This is a genomic window from Frigoribacterium sp. PhB118, assembly GCF_003751725.1.
Lineage (GTDB): Bacteria > Actinomycetota > Actinomycetes > Actinomycetales > Microbacteriaceae > Frigoribacterium.
Genome location: NZ_RKID01000001.1, coordinates 1,385,656 through 1,403,583, shown reverse-complemented (window position 1 = coordinate 1,403,583; position 17,928 = coordinate 1,385,656). Strand labels below are relative to the sequence as shown.

The window sequence follows — 17,928 nt, the reverse complement described above, 5'->3', positions numbered from 1 at the left end:
TGATGACCCGTTACCTGTTCACCCGGCTCTGGCAGTCGGCCGTCACGCTCGTGATCGCCTCGATCGTCGTGTTCTGGGGCGTGCGCCAGCTGCCCGGCGACCCGGCGCTGGCCCTCGCCGGAGAAGAGGCGACGCCCGAGCGCGTCGCCGCGATCCGGGCCGACCTCGGCCTCGACGACTCGCTGCTGGTCCAGTACGGCCGGTTCGTCGGCAACTTCGTCCGCGGCGACTTCGGTGAGTCCACCCGCACCGGCACCCCGGTCACCGAGCTGATCGGGGCCACCCTGCCGGTCACTCTGTGGCTCGCCCTCTACGCCATCGTCGTGGCGGTCGTCGTGGGCGTCGCCCTCGGCGTCGTCGCCGAGCGCTACCGCGGACGCTGGCCCGAGTGGATGGCCAACGCCGCCGCCCTGGTCGGTCTGTCGGTGCCGAACTTCTGGCTCGGCATCCTCGCGATCCTCTGGCTCGCGGCGGGCCTCGGCCTGTTCCCGGCGTCGGGCTACGTGCCGGTGGCCGAGAACCCGGCGAGCGCGTTCTACCACCTGACCCTGCCGGCTCTGATCCTCGGCACGAGCCTCGCCGCGGTCATCATGCGGCAGACCCGGGCCTCGATGATCGAGACGATGAAGACCGACTACGTGCGCACCGCGCGGGCCAAGGGGCTCGGGCGTGGGCGGGTGCTGATGCGCTACGGCCTGCGCAACTCGATGATCGTGGTCGTCACGATCGTCGGCCTACAACTCGGCGGCCTGATCTCGGGCGCCGTGGTGACGGAGCGCATCTTCGCGCTGCCGGGCTTCGGCAAGCTCACGCTCGACTCGGTCTTCACCCGTGACTACCCCGTGATCCAGGCCGTCGTGCTGATCATCACGGTCGGCTACATCTTGATCAACCTGGCGGTGGACGTCCTGTACTCCGTCATCAACCCGCGCATCAGGGTAGGAGGCGCATCGTGACCGTCATCGAGACACCCACCGCCGCAGGGGCGGGCCTCGGGTCGGGGCGGGGACGCGTCTGGCGCGGCCTCGTCCGCAACAAGATCGGCGTCACGGGCGGCGTCATGCTGCTCGTCGTCCTCGTGGCAGGCCTCGCCGCGCCCCTCATCGCCCCGTACGACCCGACCCGGGTGAACTTCGAGCTGCCGTTCCAGGTGCCGGGCACGGTCGGTTACGTGCTCGGCACGGACGACCTCGGCCGCGACATCCTCTCGCGCACCGTCTACGGCATCCGCGTCTCGCTGCAGGTCGGCGTGCTGTCGGTGCTGCTGGCCGTCGTGGTCGGCACGCCGCTCGGGTTGCTGGCCGGCTACTGGCGGTGGCTCGACGGCGTGATCTCGCGCCTCACGGACGTCATGCTGGCGTTCCCGTTCCTCATCATCGCCGTCGCGCTCGCCGCGATCAGCGGTCCGAGCCTGACGAACGCGGTGGTCGCCCTCGGCATCGCGCAGGTGCCGACGATGATCCGCGTGGTGCGCGGCGAGACGCTCCGGATCAAGTCGACCGACTTCGTCCTCGCCGCGACGACCATGGACGCCTCGGGGCTGCGGGTGATCTTCCAGCACGTCCTGCCGAACTGCGTCTCGGCGATCATCGTCCAGGCGACGGTCATCATGCCGGTCGCCGTGATCGGCGAGGCCCTCCTGTCGTTCCTCGGGCTGGGCATCCAGCCGCCGACGGCCAGCCTCGGCATCATGCTCAGCGACGCGCAGCAGTACCTGGCCAAGGCGCCCTTCGCGGCCGTCGTGCCGGGTCTCGCGATCGCCGTGATCTGCCTCGGCTTCAACCTGTTCGGCGACGCCCTGCGCGACGCCCTCGACCCCACCGCCAGCGACCGGAAGTGACCCCCTCGTGACCTACACCACCCCCGACGAGTTCGTCACCCGCCCCGACCTGCGCGGCACCTTCGGCATGACGTCGTCGACGCACTGGCTGGCGACGGCCTCGGCCCAGTCGGTCCTCGAGCGCGGCGGCAACGCCTTCGACGCGGCCGTCGCGGGCGCCTTCGTCCTGCACGTCGTCGAGCCGCACCTCAACGGTCCCGGCGGCGACCTCACGGCGATCTACGCGACGGCCGAGGCCCCCGACGCGCCGACCGTGCTCGTCGGCCAGGGCCCCGCGCCGGCCGGGGCCACCCGCGAGCACTACCTGGCCGAGGGCCTCGAGCTCGTCCCCGGGTCGGGAGCCCTCGCGGCCGCCGTCCCCGGTGCCGTCGACGCCTGGCTGAAGCTGCTGGCCGAGCACGGCACGTGGTCCCTCGCCGACGTCCTGGCCTACGCGATCGGCTACGCCCGCGACGGCCACCCGATCGTGGCGCGCGTGGCGTCGACCATCGAGACCGTCGCCGACCTGTTCACCGAGCACTGGCCCACCTCCGCCGCCCAGTGGATGCCGGGCGGCGAGGTGCCGCGTGAGGGCGACCTGCTGACGAACCCGGCCTACGCGGCCGTCCTCGACGAGCTGGTCGCGGCGGGCGAGGCCCTCGGCCCCGACGCGTCCCGCGAGTGGAAGATCGAGGAGGCGCGGGTCGAGTGGGGCAGCGGACACGTCGCGCAGGCGATCGACGCGTTCGTCCGCACTCCGCACCGTCACTCGTCGGGCACCGACCACGCGGGCGTGGTCACGGCCGCCGACCTCGCCGCCTTCCGGGCCACGACCGAGCCGGCGACCACGATCGAGTTCCGCGGCCACACCGTCGCCAAGACCGGCGCCTGGGGTCAGGGTCCCGCCCTGCTGCAGGTGCTGGCGCTGCTCGAGCCGCTCGACGACGCCCTGCTCGACCCGTCGACCGCCGACGGCGCCCACACCATCGTCGAGGCGCAGAAGCTCGCGATGGCCGATCGCGAGGCCTGGTACGGCCCCGGGGACGTGCCGCTCGACGTCCTGCTGTCCGCGGACTACGCCGACCGGCGTCGCGCCCTGATCGGCGAGCGGGCGTCGCACGAGCTGCAACCGGGCGACGTCCCGGGGCGCGAACCGTTCGCCCTGCCCACGATGCGCACCGAGTACCTGCCACCCGCGCTCAGCGAGGCACCCGCCGGCGTCGGCGAGCCCACCGTCGCCGCCCCCGGTCGGGCACCGGTTCGCGCCGACGCAGCCGACGCAGCCGACGCACCCGACGCACCCGACGCACCCGTCGCACCGACCGAGGACGCCCCGGCGACCGCCACCGCGCCTCCTGCCGACCGTCTGGCCGAGCCGTTCACCGAGCCCACCGGCGAGACGCGCGGCGACACCTGCCACCTCGACGTCGTCGACCGCTGGGGCAACGTCGTGTCGGCGACCCCGTCGGGCGGCTGGTTGCAGTCGTCGCCGACGATCCCCGAGCTTGGCTTCTGCCTCGGCAGCCGGCTGCAGATGTCGTGGCTCGACGAGGGCACGGCGTCGACGCTCGCACCCGGCACCCGCCCGCGAACCACGCTGACGCCCACGCTCGTGCTGAAGGACGGCGAGCCCGTCGTCGCGCTCGGTTCGCCCGGCGGCGACCAGCAGGACCAGTGGCAGCTGCTCTACCTGCTGCGCACGATCGTCGGCGGCTACACCCCGCAGCAGGCGATCGACGCCCCGGCCCTGCACACCACGTCGTTCCCGGGCAGCTTCTGGCCCCGCACCTGGGAGCCCGGAGGCGTCGTGGTCGAGGACCGCCTGGGCGACGACGTCATCGACGCGCTGGTCGCCCGCGGCCACGTCGTCACCCGCGCCGGCGGCTGGTCCCTGGGCCGGCTGTCCAGCGTGTCGCGAGACCCCGAGACCGGTGTGCTCTCCGCCGCCGCCAACCCCCGAGGAGCCCAGGCCTATGCCGCAGGACGCTGAGAACCCGACCTCCCCCCTGCTGAGCGTGCGCGACCTCCGCGTCTCGTTCGGCGACACCCCCGCCGTCCACGGCGTCGACCTCGACGTCCTGCCTGGCGAGCGGGTGGCGATCGTCGGCCAGTCCGGCTCGGGCAAGTCGACGGTGGTCGCCGCCATCCTGCGCCTGCTGCCCGGGGCCGGCCACATCACGGGTGGCACGATCGAGCTGGCGGGGCCCGACGGCGGCACCCTCGACCTCGCGCAGGCGACCGAGGCCCCCATGCGTCAGGTGCGCGGCGCCCGGATCGGCCTCGTGCCGCAGGACCCGTCGACCAACCTGAACCCGTCGATGAAGGTCGGCGCGCAGATCGCCGACGCGCTGCGCACCCACGGCCTCCGCGGCCACGACGAGGTCCAGCGCCGCGTCGTCGCGCTGATGAGCGAGGCGGGCATCCCCGAGGCCGAGCGCCGGGCGGGGCAGTTCCCCCACGAGTTCTCGGGCGGCATGCGCCAGCGCGTGCTCATCGCGATCGCCCTGGCCCGGGAGCCGCAGCTGCTCATCGCCGACGAGCCGACCAGCGCGCTCGACGTGACGGTGCAGCGGCAGATCCTGAACCACCTTCAGACGCTGGTCGAGAGCCGTGGCACCTCCCTGCTCTTCATCACCCACGACCTGGGGCTCGCCGCCGACCGCACCGACCGCATCGTCGTGATGCTCGAGGGACGCGTCGTCGAGCAGGGCACGCCCGAGCAGATCCTGCGTCGCCCGCAGCACGAGTACACGAAGCGCCTCGTCGCGGCGGCGCCGACGCTGGCCTCGGCCACCGCCCTCCGCCGCGGCGAGGCCGTCCTCGACGAGGCGACGGACGCGAAGGAGGCGCGGGTCGACCCGATCCTGACCGTCACCGACCTGGTCAAGGAGTTCCGCCTCCGTGGTCGCCGTGGCGAGCAGGTGCGGGCCGTCGACCACGTCTCGTTCGAGGTGCCGCGCGGCACCACGACGGCGATCGTGGGGGAGTCCGGTTCGGGCAAGACGACCGTGGCCCGCATCGTGCTCGGCCTCGAGTCGGCGACGAGCGGGTCGGCCCTGATCGACGGCGAGAGCATCACGACGAGCCGCGGTGCGTCCCGTCGCGCGCTTCGTCGCCGGGTGCAGCCCGTCTTCCAGGACCCCTACGGTTCGCTCGACCCGACCTCCAGCGTCGAGCGGCTGATCGACGAGCCGTTGCGCATCTTCGGCGTCGGCGACCGTGCCTCGCGTCGGCACCGGGTCGCCGAGCTGCTCGACCAGGTCGCCCTGCCGCGGTCGGTCGCGCAGAGCCGTCCGAACGAGTTGTCCGGCGGGCAGCGTCAGCGCGTGGCCATCGCCCGGGCGCTGGCGCTCGAGCCCGAGCTGCTCATCTGCGACGAGGCCGTCTCGGCGCTCGACGTGCTCGTCCAGGAGCAGATCCTCGAGCTGCTCGGCGACCTGCAGCGTCGGCTCGGCCTCAGCTACCTGTTCATCACGCACGACCTGGCGGTCGTGAGGCAGATCGCGCACGACGTGGTGGTGATGCGCAAGGGTGCCGTGGTCGAGCGCGGTAGCGTCGACGACATCTTCTTGTCGCCCCGCGCCGAGTACACGACCGAACTGTTGGGAGCCATCCCCGGTGCCAGCCTCGCCCTCTGAGGGCCCGACGCCCGTCGTCCTCGTCGACGCCCTGCGTCGCGAGATCGTCGAGGGCGCCCTCGTGCCGGGGACGCGCATCACCGAGGCGTCGGTCGCCCGCCGCCACGGGGTCTCGCGCGTCCCGGTGCGCGAGGCGCTGCGTGCGCTGGAGGCCGAGGGGTTCGTCGAGTCGACGCCTCACGTGGGCAGCCGGGTCGCGGCGATCCCGGTCGACGAGGCCGACGACCTCTTCGCCGTCCGCGAGGCCCTCGAGATCTCGACCGCGCGACGCGCCGCCCTGCGGGCGCGCGAGCTGTTCGGCGAGCCGCGCCCGCCCGAGGACTGGTGGCGCACGCGGCGCGTGCTCGGCCAGCTGCTCGACGACGGGGACGCCGCCGTCGAGGCCGGCGACCTCGACCGTCTCGTCGAGCTCAACGACCGGTTCCACGTGGGCGTGGCGCAGCTGAGCGGGAGCGCCACCCTGGCCACCCTGCTGCGCCAGCTGTCGAACAAGATCGAGTGGCTGTACGCCCTCGACACCTTCTCGCGAGGCAAGCGGCTCTGGCCCGACCACCGACGCATCCTCGCGGCGATCGACGCCGGCGACGAGGCCGGGGCCGCCGAGCTGATGGGCTGGCACGTGCGCGAGTCGCGCATCGGGTTCCTCGCCCGCACCGAGCCGGCCGACCGCGTGGCCGACCTGCGGGCCACTCCGCCCGCCCTGCCGCCGACCATCCCGACGCCCACCATCCCGACGCCCGCGATCTCGACGCCGGAGGCCCCCACGCCGACCACCTCGACGGCGGCGGCCCCTCCGGCCTGACCCGCGCCTCCTCGGCTCGAGGGCGGGTCGACTGCATCGACTGCACGTTCTCAGGCATCGGTCGGGGGATCTGCTTACTGTTCTCGGTCATGGACGAACCTCCCTCTCACATGCCCTGGCCTCTCCCACGCCTGACCGCCCGCGCGGTCGTCACAGACGGGGAGGGGCGACATGAATGACTGGGTCATGGTCGGCATCGGCCTCGTGCTCACCGTCGGCACCGGCTTCTTCGTCGCGTCCGAGTTCTCGCTGGTCAACCTCGACCGGAACGAGCTGGAGGCGCGGCGCGACCGGGGCGAGAAACGCCTCGGTCCCACGATCAAGGCGTTGCGCATCACCTCGACGCACCTCTCCGGTGCGCAGCTCGGCATCACGCTGACGACCCTGCTCACCGGGTACACCTTCGAGCCCGCCATCAGTTCGATGCTGAGCGGTCCGCTCGACTCGCTCGGCGTGCCCGCCGCGGCCGTCCTGGTCGTCGGCAGCGTCGCGGGCATCGTGCTCGCCACCCTCTTCTCGATGGTCGTCGGCGAGCTCGTGCCGAAGAACTTCGCCCTCGCGCTGCCGCTCGCCACCGCGAAGTTCGTCGTGCCGTTCCAGGCGGCGTTCACCACGGTGTTCAAGCCGCTCATCCTGCTCTTCAACAACACCGCCAACGCGGCCATCCGCGCCATGGGCATCGAGCCCAAAGAAGAGCTGTCGGGTGCGCGCTCGGCCGAAGAGCTGAGTTCGCTCGTGCGCCGGTCGGCCCTCGAGGGTCAGCTCGACCAGGACCACGCGACCCTGCTGGGCCGTACCCTGCGCTTCTCGCAGCACGACGCCTCCGAGGTGATGACGCCGCGCGTCCGCATGACGACCATCGCGTCGACCGGCTCGGCCGCCGACGTCGTCGAGGCCGCCCTCACCTCGGGCTTCTCGCGGTTCCCCGTGATCGGCGACGACAGCGACGACATCGTCGGGGTCGTGCACGTGAAGCACGCGTTCGCGGTCCCGCTCGCCGAGCGCGCCTCCGTCGTCGCGACCGCCCTCATGCAGGAGGCGCGCTTCGTGCCCGAGAGCATGGGCACCGACTCGCTGCTCGGCCTGCTGCGCCACGGCGGCCTGCAGATGGCCGTGGTGCGTGACGAGTTCGGCGGCACCGCCGGCCTCGTCACGCTCGAGGACGTCGTCGAAGAGCTCGTCGGCGAGCTCGAGGACGAGCACGACCGGGCCCGCGTGGGCATCGTGCGCCAGGCCGGCACCGTGCTCTTCGACGGTGCCCTCCGGCCCGACGAGCTGGCCGACCGGGCGGGCATCCGCGTGCCCGACGACGGCGACTACGAGACGGTGGCCGGGTTCGTCATCGACCGGCTCGACCGCCTGCCCGAGGTGGGCGACGAGGTCGCCCTCGAGAGCGGCAGCGGCAGCCTGCGGGTCGAACGCGTCGCGAACGGACGCCTCGAACGCCTGCGTTTCGTGCCGGCCCCACCCGACGGCGGCCTCGACGCCGCCGCACCCACGACCGAGCACGACCGCGTGGTCGCCTCGCTGACCGAAGGGGTCGACCGATGAACGAGTACCTGCCCGGAATCGTCTGGCTGGTCGTGCTGCTGATCGTCAACGGGTTCTTCGTCGGCGCCGAGTTCGCCGTCATCTCGGCACGCCGATCGCAGATCGAGCCGCGTGCCGAGGCCGGCAGCAAGGCCGCGAAGACGACCCTGTGGGCGATGGAACACGCGACGCTCATGCTGGCCACCAGCCAGTTGGGCATCACCGTCTGCTCGCTGGTCATCTTGAACGTCTCGGAGCCGGCGATCCACCACCTGCTCGAGATCCCGCTCGGTCTCACCAGCCTCTCGGCCGAGGCGATCGGCGTCGTCGCGTTCGTCGTGGCGCTCGTGCTCGTCACGTTCTTGCACGTGGTCGTCGGCGAGATGATCCCGAAGAACCTGTCGTTCTCGGTGCCCGACCGGGCGGCGCTCATCCTGGCGCCCCCGCTCGTCTTCGTGGCGACGGTGTTCAAGCCGGTCATCTGGTCGCTCAACGCGATCGCCAACGGCGTGCTGAGGCTCTTCCGGGTCGAGCCGAAGGACGAGGCGACGAGCTCGTACACGCTCGACGAGGTCGCCACGATCGTCCAGCAGTCGACCCGCGAGGGCACGCTGACGGACTCGTCGGGCACCCTGTCGGCGGCGTTCGAGTTCACCACCCGCAAGGTGCGCGACGTCGAGGTGCCCCTCGACGAGATGGTGCACCTGGCGCCGGGGTCGACTCCGGCCGACGTGCAGCGCGCCGTGGCGGCCCGGGGATACTCGCGGTACGTGCTCACCGACGGAGACGGCCAGCCCACGGGTTACCTGCACCTCAAGGACGTCATGGACCTCACCGGCGACGGGGCCTTCGAGGCACCCGTGCCCGAGAAGCGCATCCGCCGCCTGGGCGCCGTGGGCCGCGACACCGACCTCGAGGACGCCCTGGCCTCGATGCGCCGGGTCGGCGCGCACGTCGCCCGATCCGTCTCGCCCGAGGGCGTCACCACCGGCGTGCTGTTCTTGGAGGACATCATCGAAGAACTCGTCGGCGAGGTCGACGACGTCACGGCGGTCTGACGGTCCGAGGGTCGATCGGCTGTGCCCGCCCGGTCGGCCGCGCCCGCGCGCCCGGTCGGCCGTGCCCGCTCGGTCGGCCGTGCCCGCCCGCTCAGGCGACGGGGCGCTGGCCGGGCAGGGCGTGCAGGTCCTCGGCGGCGAGTTCGGCGGCGATGGGGTCACCGGCCTCGGTCGCCTCGCGCAGGGCGGCGAACGAGTCGGCCATCGAGTCCCACTGCAGCACCTGCACGATGTTCGGCACGCGCAGTTTGTAGGCGAGGCCGTCGGTGACGTCGGTGCAGACCTTGACCAGTGACGGATTGCCGCAGTGGTCGACGTAGGTCGAGAACAGCGCGATGGCGTGGGCGTTCAACGCCGGGGCGTCTTCACGGTCGAGGTCGCCGAGGCAGACGTCGATGGCCCGCACGATCTCTCGCTTGACGGCGTCCGGCAGGTTCGGGACGGCCAGCCGGACGGCGCCGCCGAAGAGCACGCCCAGGGTCTGGACCGCCTGGACGGCTTCTTCGGCCTTCGGCGTCGCGACCTTCGTGTAGCGGTTCGGTGCCATCTCGACGAGGCCGGCGCGCACGAGGTCGCCGAGTGCCTCGCGGATCGGGGTGCGCGACACCTGCAGCCAGGCGATCAGCTCGTCGTCGTGCAGGCGTTCGCCCGGCTCGAGCGTGCCGTCGATGATCGCGTCACGGATGCGGCTGCGGACCGTGTCGCGCAGCAGCTGTCGTTCGGCGGCAGGGGGAGTGACGGGAATCGGCATGCGGCCTCCTAGATCCTCACGGGCGTGTGCCCGGCCAGCATCCTAATACGGAAACGTCACATTTTGCCCGATGGGCAGCGAAGTCGACATGTCAATGTCAGGTCACGACATCCCCGGCGACGACGACGAAGCCCCGCCCCTCGGAGTGAGGGGCGGGGCTTCTCGATCGGGTCGGTGTCGTCAGTTCGTCGCCGCGGCGGGGGTCGCCGCCGGCACGTGCTGCGAGTGGACCTCGACGCCGTGCGAGTCGCGCAGGGTCGTCAGGGTCTGCTCGATCTCGTCGTCGCGCTGCTCGGTCGTCCATCCGAGCGAGCGGGCCATGACGTCCGCGATCTCGGTGAGCAACTCGATGGTGACGCCCCCGACGAACGCGAGGTTCGTGCGGCGCAGGACGACGTCGGCCAGGTGGACGGCGTCCTCGTGCTCGGCGAAGTAGGCGATCTCGGCCGTGGTCAACGTCGAGTCGGCCTCGAGGGCCTGCGACGGCTGGTCGAGCAGCACCTCGATGACGTCGGAGGCGCGGGTGCCGTACCGGGTGAGCAGACGGTCGACCTGGTCACGGTCGAGCCCGTCGGCGTGGGCCGCGACCCAGGTGGTGCGGGCGCCCTCGGTGGTGGGGAAGCCCTTGCCGCCGCCGATCGCCATGCCGGTGGTGTCGACCGTGCGCTTCACGCCGAGCTTCGTCGTCGCCTCGGTGGAGAGGTGCGCCGACAGGGCACGGAAGGTGGTCCACTTGCCGCCGACCAGGCTGAGGACGGCCGTGCCGGGCAGCTCGGCGACCTCGGTCTCGACGATGCGGTAGTCGCGCGACACGAAGCCCGCGGCGAGGTCGTCGTGCTTGGGCAGGGGGCGGACGCCCGAGTAGCGGTAGACGATGTGGTCGCGGTTGAGCTCGATGTCGGGGTAGACGTGCTTCACCAGGTCGAAGAAGTAGTCGACCTCTTCTTCGGTGCAGACGGCCGGCTCGGCCATGTCGGCCTCGAGGTCGGTCGTGCCGATGAGCACGCGACCCTTGAGCGGGTAGATCAGGACGATGCGGCCGTCGTTGTTCTCGAAGAAGATCTCGCGGCCGTTCGTGGCCTCGAGCAACTCGGGGCTGTCGACGACGATGTGCGACCCCTTGGTGCCGCCCATGTACTGCGACTCGGCGCCGAAGGCCTTGTTGGTGAGGTCGGTCCAGGGGCCCGACGCGTTGATGACGACGTCGGCCTTCACCGTGAACTCGGTCCCGCTGACGACGTCGCGCAGGGTCACGCCGCCGTCGGCGGTCCCGACGGCCTCGAGGTAGTTGGCGCTGCGGGCGTTGTCGCCGGCGGCCAGGCCGTCCTTCAGCACGTCGAGCGCGAGGCGTTCGGGCTCGTGCACCGACGCGTCGTAGTAGGTGCCCGTGTACTTGAGGGCCTTGTTGAGGTGCGGCATCTCGGCCAGCGCCTTCTTGCGCCCGAGGAACTTGTGACGGGGCACCGAGCCGCCGTCACGCGAGAACGAGTCGTACATGGTCATGCCGACCTTGATCAGCAGTGCGCCGCGCTCCTTCGTGGAGCGCTGCTTGTGCGTCAGCATGCGCAAGGGGGCGTTCATGATGCCGCTGAACGTCGAGAAGATCGGCATCGTGGTCTGCAGCGGCTTGACGTAGTGCGGGGCGATCTTCAGCAGGCCGTTGCGCTCTTCGACGCTCTCGCGGACGAGGCGGAACTCGCCGTTCTCGAGGTAGCGGATGCCGCCGTGGATCATGTGGGACGACGCGGCGGACGCGCCGGATGCGTAATCGGCCCGTTCGACGAGCACGACGTCGACGCCCTGGAGGGCGAGGTCGCGGAAGGTCGCGATCCCGTTGATGCCACCGCCGACGACGAGCACCTGTGCCGTCGGGCGGTCGACGATGCGCTGCACGTTGGGACGGATCGAGTCTGTCTTCTTCGACATGGTCACTGCTTCTTTCGAGATGCGATGTCAGGTGGTGGTGACCGACTCGTCCTGCGGGCCGGTAGATTCATCGTCGTCCCGATGCACACAAGGTGCAACGTATCTGCACGAACGTGCAAGGAGGTCCCGTTGGTCGCTGGCGACACGTCAGAACGCACGCAGGAGGCCCTGCGCGCCGCGCACCTCTACTACATGCAGGACCTCACGATGGAGGCGATCGCGCACGAACTGCAGACGTCCCGCTCGTCGGTGTCGCGCCTCCTGAAGGCGGCACGCGAGACGGGCCTCGTCGACATCCAGATCAAGTCCCCGCTCGACCAGCCGACGGCCGTGGGCGACGGGCTGCACCGGCGGTTCGGCGTGGTCGCGCACGTGGTCCCGGTGCCCGACCAGACGAGCGACGTCGACCGGCTCGACCGGGTCGCGCTGTCGGCTGCACGAACGCTCACCCAGTACGTCGACTCGAACATGGTCGTCGGCGTCGCCTGGGGCTCCACCGTCAGTGCGGTCAGCCGGTACCTGGTGCCCAAGACCACGCACAACACCGTCTTCGTCCAGCTCAACGGTGCGGCGAACACCCGCACGACCGGCATCGAGTACGCCAGCGAGATCCTGCGGCGGTTCGGCCACGCGTACGGCGCCCTGATCCAGCAGTTCCCCGTGCCCGCGTTCTTCGACGACCCCGCCACCAAGAGCGCCCTGTGGCGGGAGCGCAGCACCCGACGCGTCCTCTCGCTGCAGGGCGCCATGGACCTCGTCGTCTTCGGCGTCGGCTCGCGCGAGGCACACGTGCCGAGCCACGTCTACTCGGGTGGTTACCTCGAGCAGAGCGACCACGACAGCCTGGCCCACGACCACGTGGTGGGCGACGTCGCGACCGTGTTCTTCCGCGAGGACGGCTCGTCGGCCGACATCGAGCTCAACCGGCGCGCGACCGGGCCCGACCTCGCGACCATCCGACGCACGCCGCGTCGCGTCTGCGTCGTCGCGGGGGAGGCCAAGGTGGTCAGCGTCCGCGGTGCGCTCGCCGCGGGCCTGGTCACCGACCTCATCCTCGACGAGGGGACCGCCAGGGCGCTCCTGGCCAGCTGAGCGGGAGGGGCCGCGGTCCGGAGGCGCGGGTGGGGTACACCGAGCCAGCCACGACCCAGCCCGCCCGCGTAGACGGGAGGCGTCGCACACCGGGCCCCGACCGGCCCCGAGAGGAGCATCACCATGGCAAGCACCGAACTCACCGGACGCCGCGTTCTCGCGATCGTCACCAACTACGGCGTCGAGCAGGACGAGCTCGTCGTCCCCGTCGCGAAGCTGCGCGAGCAGGGCGCCACCGTCGTCGTCGCCGGCGTCTCCACCGAGCCGATCCAGACGCTCGTCGGCGACAAGGACCCGGGGCAGACCGTCCGCCCCGACACGACCATCGCCGAGGTCGACGCCGCCGACCACGACCTCCTGCTCGTGCCCGGCGGCACCATCAACGCGGACACCCTCCGCACCGAGAGCGACGCCGTCGACCTGGTGAAGGCCTTCGCCACGGCGGGCAAGCCGATCGCGGCGATCTGCCACGGCCCGTGGGCGCTCATCGAGGCCGGCCTCGTGACGGGCAAGGAGCTCACCTCCTATGCGTCGCTGCAGACCGACGTCCGCAACGCCGGCGGCAGCTGGGTCGACCGTTCGGTGGTGACCGACGTCGAGCAGGGCTTCACGCTCGTCACGTCGCGTGACCCCGGCGACCTCGACGACTTCGTCCGCGAGACCTCGTCGGCGCTGGCCGCCACGGCCTGATCCGTCGTCTCCGTCGCGGCGGGGTCCGTCGTCCCACTCCGGGGCGACGGACCCCGCCGTGGGTCTTTAATGGGACGTCGGGCCATCGTCGGTCCGTCACCCGGCGCTCCGGCGCCCACCCGGTCGAGAGAGAGGCGCGATGAAGTTCGGCAAGACGCGCGGGGCCCCCTCCGAGCCGGCGACGCCCGATCCCGCCGCCCTCGAGCGCGCCGTCGCAGAAGGGGTGCTCATCTCGCGGGCGGCCGCCGTCGTCTCGGTGGCCAACTCGATCGTCATCCGTGCCCTCCGCGACGACGAGCACTTCGACCACGAGCGCACCCGCGAGGCCGTGCGCACCATCCTCGGTCGCCTCGCGGCGGAACAACGCGAGCAGAACGAACGGATCGGCGGCGAACGGGCGAAGGCCCTCAAGGCCAAGGGCCGGTCGCGACACCAGCACGACTACCGGCGCGGGGACGACGACACCCTCTGGTTCCGGGAGAAGACCTACACGGCCGTGGCCGACCGGCTGGACGAGCTGCAGTCCGACGACGACTTCGTGCGCGACATCGTCGCGGCGGCGGTCGACCGGGCCTGGAGCGACGTCGGGGCCGCGATCGTCACGAAGGTGTCGGCCGTCGAGGCGGTCGACCCGGCGTATCCCGACGAACGCGACCAGCGCCTCCGTGACCTCGTCGAGGTGGACCTCGCGCGGTTGCTCGCCCAGCCGCCGCCGGGGTCGGACGTCCCCCGCGCGGTCTGACGGACGCGCCGTCCGGCGGCCCCCGACCTGGGGCTGTCCCGCCCGGTACCCGGGCGAGAGCATGGAGGGACACCGCTCGGCCCTCACCACGCGGAGCCCTCGTCGATCAGGCCACCGCTGTGGGAGGAACCCGGCATGAACCGTTTCGTCAGCCCGCTCGTGCGCGGGATGATCCGCCAGCGCAACCGCTGGTTCGACCGACGCCTGGGGTTGCCCAGGCCCGAGAGCGTCGCCCGGACGCACGCTCCCGGCGTCAGCCCCGATCGCGTGCTGCTGTTCGGCAGCGGGCCCGCCGTCGGGTGGGGTGTCCGTAGCCACGACCTGGGGCTCGCGGGTCACCTCGCGCGGGCCGTCTCGCAGGCCACGGGTCGCGGGGTCGACGTCGACGTCGTGGCCGATCCCTCGATGGGGACGGTGTCCGCCCGGCGGGTGCTCGGACACCGTGACCTCACGCGCTACGACGCCGTGGTCGTGGTGACGGGCATCAACGACGCCCTCGCCATGACCGACGTCACGAAGTGGCGGCGCGCGTTCGTCGACCTGCTCGTGCACATCGAGACCGAGACCGGGGGCGCGAGCAGTCCCGTGCTCGTCACGGGCGTCCAGTCGCCCAGCGAGGTGACGGTGTTCCGCATCGCCGGCGGGGGCCTCGTCGACCGACACGCGGCCGAGCTGAACGAGACCATCCGGGACGTCTGCTCGACCCACCCCCGGGTGCACGTGCTCATGCCTCCGTCGCCGCTCTCGGGCCACGACGACCGGGACAAGCTCATCGCCAAGTACGCCCGCTGGGGCGAGGCCCAGGCCGAGATGCTCGCGCCCATGCTCGACGCACAGATGTCCGCCGGCGGCGGCGTGGCCCGGGCGCGCCGGCACGCCCCTCAGGCCGAGGTCGACCGCGTGGAGGCGATCCGGGCCCTGGGCCTCCTCGACACCGACCCCGAAGAACGCTTCGACGACATCGTCGAACGGGCGCGGACCCTGCTCGGCGCGAGCGGGGCCGCGTTCTCCCTCGTCACCGCCGACCGACACTGGAACAAGGCCCTCGCCGGGGGCGGTGACCGCGAGCTGCCGATGGCGCTCTCGTTCTGCGCCCACACGGTCGCCGGCGGCCAGCCGTTCATCGTCGAGGACGCCTGGGCCGACGAACGGTTCGGCGTCGAGGCGCCGGCGAGATTCTACGCCGGCTACCCGGTCGAGAGCCCCGACGGCGTCCGCATCGGAGCGCTCTGCGTCGCCGACCCCGAGCCCCGCACGGTCGAGAGCGTCGACCTCGTCATGCTGCGCGAACTCGCCCTCAGCGTGCAGCGCGAGCTCGCGAGGCAGGCCGTCGCGCGGGCCTGAGAGCAGATGTACAGAAAGATGTACACGATGAGGGGCTCCGCGCTAGCATCGTCTCCATGGAGACCTCCATCCGAAGCGCCGACGTGCTCGCCGTGGCTGATGCCCGCAGCGGCTTCAGCCGCCTCATGAGGGACTTCCGGCTCGACCCCGACCGTCCGGCCGTTGCCGTGGGGCCGCACCGCCGCCCCGAGGTCGTCATCGTGCCGTGGAGCCGTTTCGTCGAGATGTCCGAGCGTCCCCCGTCTGGTCGAGAGGGCGTTTCGCTGCTGGACGAGATCACCTCGCGTGCCGGTCTCGTCCGGCGCCTCGCGGGCCTGAGCCACATCGACGCCGTCAGCGTCTTCGGGTCGGTCGCTCGCGGGACCGAGACCGACGACAGTGACATCGACCTCCTGGTCGATCCGGGGGCCGAGGCGACCTACTTCGACTTCGCGCAGTTCGAGATCGACATGGAAGCCGTGTTCCAGCGTCCGGTCGACGTCGTGTCCCGGCGGGGGCTCGACCCCGAGGCCGACCGCGAGATCCTGACACAAGCGGTGCCCGTGTGAACCCCTCTCCGGACCGCGCCGAACGTTGGCTGGTCGACCTCGACGCGACCCTGGCGGCCTCGGCCGAGCTCGTGTCCCGTGGTCGCGAGGCGTTCGACGGCGACCCTGCGCTTCCGTTGGCGTTCGAGGCGCTGGCCAACCGGGCCGGTGACCTGAGCAAGCGCTTGGTCGCGTACGACGGCACGAGGTTCCACGAGGTCGAGTTCTCACTCGCCGCCAAGAATCGCGACTTCGTCGTCCATCACTACGATCGCCTCGACCGTGAGACCCTCTGGCAGACCGTGACCCGGAGCTTTCCCCTCCTGCACTCCCTCGTGCAGCGTCACCGACGCGACGGATGAGCGCCGAACCCCTGGTCACGCCCGACGGCCGGTACCTCGTGGTCCGCGGCCGGCTGTGGCGCCGGACCGATCCTCGCCTCGACGAGGCGACCCGCGCCTCCTTGGTCCACGACCTGATGGAGGCGCGGCGCGCGAAGAAGAGGGCGCTGGCCGCCGACGACGCCGCCGCCGTCGAGGACGCCCGGGCCCGGGTCGACGCCGCGAAGACGTCGCTCGGCGAACGCGGCCCGGTGTGGTGGGACGACGACGCCCCCGACGAGACCCGCCGCATGGCACGGAACACGCGGTACGCGGACTGGTTCGCCACGGTCGGGCCCGACGCCGCCACGACGTGACCATCTCGCCATGAGGCGCACTCCGCCACGAAGTGGACACCGCACCAGGCGAAAACGCAGTGCCGTGTCCACTTCGTGGTGTGATGTGATGCGGTGGCGAGCGGGCGGCCCGCCTCAGGCGCTGCTAGCGGCCCTGGCGCTTCTTGAACGGCTTGGGCTGGCCCTTGACGGCGGGCGTACGGCCCTTGCCCTTCGACGCCTTGGCCTTGCCGCCCGCCGGCGGGGGTGGCGGCGGGGTCGGGGTGGAAGGACTCGCCAGTTCGTCCTCGGCGACGACCACCGCCGCCTTGCCGGCCTTGGTCAACCGGTAGGGCGTGACGTCGCGGTCGAACAGCTTCGCACCGAACTCGAGCTCGAGGGCCTCGATCGACGACTCGAGCTTCTGCCGCGAGATGCCGAGCTTGTCGGCCGCCACCGGGAAGTGCAGCACGTCGGCCGCGACCAGGAAGTGCCTCAGGTGGCTGGTCTTCACGCCGTGGCGACCGAACCGGCGGAGGAGCCGCCGACCGAGTCCGCGCGGATGCCCAGGCCGTCGAGGGCCTTCTGGAAGATCGTCAGACCGCTCATGCCCGGCAGGTTCGAGATGTTCTGGTCGAGCTTGACGGCGGCCTTGCGGCCCTCTTCGCCGCTCATCAGCTGGCCGAAGACGAACTTGACGTCGTCGACCTCCATGATGGACGAGCCGACCGGGGCCCAGACCTTCGACAGCAGGAAGCGCGTCAGCTTCTGCGCCTTCTTGCTCGCGAGCAGACGCTCACGGGCCTGCGAGACATAGAACGCGACGTGGCGGGCCTCTTGCTTGGCGATGCGCTTCAGCAGCTCGGCGAGGACCGGGTCCTGCTCGAGCTCGGCCATGCGCTTGTACGCCGACACGGCCGAGTACTCGTTGGCCGCGCCCCACGACATGTGGACGGCGACGAAGTCCGAGCCCACGATCTTGCCGAGCAGACCCTGCTTGACCGGGTCGAGGCGCTCACGCCAGCCGAGCTTGAGCCGGTTCGCGCGGAGCTGGTCGTAGTCGACCGTGATGCCGTGGACCTCGAGGATCGCGGCGAGGGCCTCGCCGTGCCAGAACTCCTCGCGGTTCCACATCGTCATGAACGTGGTCATCTCGTTCTCCTTGTGAGAAGGAGTCGTGAGCAGATCACGGGTGTAGCAGACCGTGTGGTACTCGACATCGGCCATGTAGCGCAGCGTCCGCAGCGAGTCGGCCGAGAGCGGGTTCTTCCGGAAGTGGTCGAGGTCGAGGTCGTCCCAGCTCAGGCGTTCGGAGGTCGCGGCGAACTTGTCGATGTCGAAGGCCATGTGATGT

General features: G+C 71.4%; 18 protein-coding genes. 14 read left to right on the top strand and 4 right to left on the bottom strand.

Features of this window, described 5'->3' with window-relative positions; translation table 11 throughout:
- The first annotated feature begins 2 nt into the window (after positions 1–2).
- From EDF21_RS06440 to EDF21_RS06410, 7 genes are all read left to right on the top strand, one after another.
- Positions 3–956: an ABC transporter permease gene (locus EDF21_RS06440; protein ID WP_056046871.1), complete on the top strand. Its 954-nt coding sequence runs from the start codon at positions 3–5 to the stop codon at positions 954–956.
- Positions 953–1,840, top strand: a complete 888-nt coding sequence (locus EDF21_RS06435; protein ID WP_233568375.1) for an ABC transporter permease — start codon at positions 953–955, stop codon at positions 1,838–1,840. The genes EDF21_RS06440 and EDF21_RS06435 overlap by 4 nt, the downstream gene beginning before the upstream one ends.
- A gap of 7 nt (positions 1,841–1,847) precedes the next feature.
- Positions 1,848–3,809, top strand: a complete 1,962-nt coding sequence (locus tag EDF21_RS06430; protein WP_233568374.1) for a gamma-glutamyltransferase family protein — start codon at positions 1,848–1,850, stop codon at positions 3,807–3,809.
- Positions 3,793–5,457 carry an ABC transporter ATP-binding protein gene (locus tag EDF21_RS06425; RefSeq protein ID WP_056046866.1) on the top strand — a complete coding sequence of 555 codons (1,665 nt, stop codon included), beginning with the start codon at positions 3,793–3,795 and terminating at the stop codon, positions 5,455–5,457. The genes EDF21_RS06430 and EDF21_RS06425 overlap by 17 nt, the downstream gene beginning before the upstream one ends.
- The gene (locus tag EDF21_RS06420) at positions 5,438–6,259 is read left to right on the top strand and encodes a GntR family transcriptional regulator (RefSeq protein ID WP_199736224.1); all 822 of its coding nucleotides are present in this window, start codon (positions 5,438–5,440) and stop codon (positions 6,257–6,259) included. The genes EDF21_RS06425 and EDF21_RS06420 overlap by 20 nt, the downstream gene beginning before the upstream one ends.
- Before the next feature lie 171 nt (positions 6,260–6,430).
- Positions 6,431–7,810 (top strand): hemolysin family protein, encoded by a 1,380-nt coding sequence (locus tag EDF21_RS06415; RefSeq protein ID WP_123570653.1) that lies wholly within the window; start codon positions 6,431–6,433, stop codon positions 7,808–7,810.
- Positions 7,807–8,847 (top strand): hemolysin family protein, encoded by a 1,041-nt coding sequence (locus EDF21_RS06410; RefSeq protein ID WP_056046862.1) that lies wholly within the window; start codon positions 7,807–7,809, stop codon positions 8,845–8,847. The genes EDF21_RS06415 and EDF21_RS06410 overlap by 4 nt, the downstream gene beginning before the upstream one ends.
- Before the next feature lie 91 nt (positions 8,848–8,938).
- Here EDF21_RS06410 and EDF21_RS06405 read toward each other — a convergent pair whose 3' ends face one another.
- Both EDF21_RS06405 and EDF21_RS06400 read right to left on the bottom strand, forming a co-directional pair.
- On the bottom strand, positions 8,939–9,598 hold the full coding sequence (locus tag EDF21_RS06405) for a GntR family transcriptional regulator (RefSeq protein WP_056046860.1): 660 nt from the start codon (positions 9,596–9,598) through the stop codon (positions 8,939–8,941).
- Between the two features lie 180 nt (positions 9,599–9,778).
- Positions 9,779–11,524, bottom strand: a complete 1,746-nt coding sequence (locus EDF21_RS06400; RefSeq protein ID WP_199736222.1) for a glycerol-3-phosphate dehydrogenase/oxidase — start codon at positions 11,522–11,524, stop codon at positions 9,779–9,781.
- Positions 11,525–11,716: 192 nt separating this feature from the next.
- Here EDF21_RS06400 and EDF21_RS06395 point away from each other — a divergent pair, with 192 nt between their 5' ends.
- From EDF21_RS06395 to EDF21_RS06365, 7 genes are all read left to right on the top strand, one after another.
- Positions 11,717–12,616: a sugar-binding transcriptional regulator gene (locus tag EDF21_RS06395; protein ID WP_233568409.1), complete on the top strand. Its 900-nt coding sequence runs from the start codon at positions 11,717–11,719 to the stop codon at positions 12,614–12,616.
- Between the two features lie 123 nt (positions 12,617–12,739).
- Positions 12,740–13,306, top strand: coding sequence for a type 1 glutamine amidotransferase domain-containing protein (locus EDF21_RS06390; protein ID WP_123570651.1), 567 nt, complete (start codon positions 12,740–12,742; stop codon positions 13,304–13,306).
- A gap of 139 nt (positions 13,307–13,445) precedes the next feature.
- Positions 13,446–14,048: a hypothetical protein gene (locus EDF21_RS06385; protein ID WP_123570650.1), complete on the top strand. Its 603-nt coding sequence runs from the start codon at positions 13,446–13,448 to the stop codon at positions 14,046–14,048.
- A gap of 135 nt (positions 14,049–14,183) precedes the next feature.
- Positions 14,184–15,392 carry a GAF domain-containing protein gene (locus tag EDF21_RS06380; protein ID WP_056046852.1) on the top strand — a complete coding sequence of 403 codons (1,209 nt, stop codon included), beginning with the start codon at positions 14,184–14,186 and terminating at the stop codon, positions 15,390–15,392.
- Between the two features lie 56 nt (positions 15,393–15,448).
- Entirely contained in the window at positions 15,449–15,940 is a 492-nt protein-coding gene (locus tag EDF21_RS06375) for a nucleotidyltransferase family protein (RefSeq protein WP_056046851.1), read from the top strand.
- On the top strand, positions 15,937–16,281 hold the full coding sequence (locus tag EDF21_RS06370) for a HepT-like ribonuclease domain-containing protein (RefSeq protein ID WP_056046849.1): 345 nt from the start codon (positions 15,937–15,939) through the stop codon (positions 16,279–16,281). The genes EDF21_RS06375 and EDF21_RS06370 overlap by 4 nt, the downstream gene beginning before the upstream one ends.
- Positions 16,278–16,616, top strand: coding sequence for a hypothetical protein (locus EDF21_RS06365; protein ID WP_056046846.1), 339 nt, complete (start codon positions 16,278–16,280; stop codon positions 16,614–16,616). The genes EDF21_RS06370 and EDF21_RS06365 overlap by 4 nt, the downstream gene beginning before the upstream one ends.
- Positions 16,617–16,740: 124 nt before the next feature.
- Here EDF21_RS06365 and EDF21_RS06360 read toward each other — a convergent pair whose 3' ends face one another.
- Together EDF21_RS06360 and EDF21_RS06355 are read right to left on the bottom strand one after the other, a co-directional pair.
- The gene (locus EDF21_RS06360) at positions 16,741–17,088 is read right to left on the bottom strand and encodes a LysR family transcriptional regulator (protein WP_043595703.1); all 348 of its coding nucleotides are present in this window, start codon (positions 17,086–17,088) and stop codon (positions 16,741–16,743) included.
- Positions 17,085–17,921, bottom strand: a complete 837-nt coding sequence (locus EDF21_RS06355; RefSeq protein ID WP_055970915.1) for a hypothetical protein — start codon at positions 17,919–17,921, stop codon at positions 17,085–17,087. The genes EDF21_RS06360 and EDF21_RS06355 overlap by 4 nt, the downstream gene beginning before the upstream one ends.
- Between the last annotated feature and the right edge of the window lie 7 nt (positions 17,922–17,928).

What these genes read in the sequence shown, in the direction of transcription:
- EDF21_RS06440 (WP_056046871.1), top strand. Translation starts at nt 3, where the DNA reads ATGACCCGTTACCTGTTCACCCGGCTCTGGCAGTCGGCCGTCACGCTC.
- EDF21_RS06405 (WP_056046860.1), bottom strand. Translation starts at nt 9,598, where the DNA reads ATGCCGATTCCCGTCACTCCCCCTGCCGCCGAACGACAGCTGCTGCGC.
- EDF21_RS06395 (WP_233568409.1), top strand. Translation starts at nt 11,717, where the DNA reads ATGCAGGACCTCACGATGGAGGCGATCGCGCACGAACTGCAGACGTCC.
- EDF21_RS06355 (WP_055970915.1), bottom strand. Translation starts at nt 17,921, where the DNA reads ATGGCCTTCGACATCGACAAGTTCGCCGCGACCTCCGAACGCCTGAGC.
- EDF21_RS06410 (WP_056046862.1), top strand. Translation starts at nt 7,807, where the DNA reads ATGAACGAGTACCTGCCCGGAATCGTCTGGCTGGTCGTGCTGCTGATC.
- EDF21_RS06375 (WP_056046851.1), top strand. Translation starts at nt 15,449, where the DNA reads ATGGAGACCTCCATCCGAAGCGCCGACGTGCTCGCCGTGGCTGATGCC.
- EDF21_RS06415 (WP_123570653.1), top strand. Translation starts at nt 6,431, where the DNA reads ATGAATGACTGGGTCATGGTCGGCATCGGCCTCGTGCTCACCGTCGGC.
- EDF21_RS06385 (WP_123570650.1), top strand. Translation starts at nt 13,446, where the DNA reads ATGAAGTTCGGCAAGACGCGCGGGGCCCCCTCCGAGCCGGCGACGCCC.
- EDF21_RS06425 (WP_056046866.1), top strand. Translation starts at nt 3,793, where the DNA reads ATGCCGCAGGACGCTGAGAACCCGACCTCCCCCCTGCTGAGCGTGCGC.
- EDF21_RS06400 (WP_199736222.1), bottom strand. Translation starts at nt 11,524, where the DNA reads ATGTCGAAGAAGACAGACTCGATCCGTCCCAACGTGCAGCGCATCGTC.
- EDF21_RS06365 (WP_056046846.1), top strand. Translation starts at nt 16,278, where the DNA reads ATGAGCGCCGAACCCCTGGTCACGCCCGACGGCCGGTACCTCGTGGTC.
- EDF21_RS06390 (WP_123570651.1), top strand. Translation starts at nt 12,740, where the DNA reads ATGGCAAGCACCGAACTCACCGGACGCCGCGTTCTCGCGATCGTCACC.
- EDF21_RS06380 (WP_056046852.1), top strand. Translation starts at nt 14,184, where the DNA reads ATGAACCGTTTCGTCAGCCCGCTCGTGCGCGGGATGATCCGCCAGCGC.